At 74.8% G+C, this 242-nt stretch carries 1 protein-coding gene; it reads left to right on the top strand.

Annotated elements, in window-relative coordinates:
• Positions 1 to 189 (top strand): PDZ domain-containing protein (locus RMT89_RS45060; RefSeq protein WP_315889538.1); only part of this gene is annotated, 189 nt, incomplete at its 5' end.
• Between the last annotated feature and the right edge of the window lie 53 nt (positions 190 to 242).

A 242-nucleotide genomic window follows, 5' to 3' on the forward strand; every position in this document is an offset into this window, starting at 1 on the left:
GGTCCCGCCGCGACGCAGGGCCTGAAAGACGGCGACCTGATCTTCGAGCTGGCCGGCCAGCCCGTCGGCGGTGCCGACGACCTCATCCGCGCGCTGAACGCCGATGCGATCGGCCGGCCGACGGAGGTCGCCGTGCTGCGCAACGGCCGCGTCGAGCGGCTCACGGTCACGCCGCGCGAGCGGAAGTAGCCGCGGACTCGCCAAAGTCGCGGCGGGTGCTCGTAGGGTCGGCGCGCGGCAGC

Source organism: Streptomyces sp. P17 (assembly GCF_032436805.1).
GTDB lineage: Bacteria > Actinomycetota > Actinomycetes > Streptomycetales > Streptomycetaceae > Streptomyces.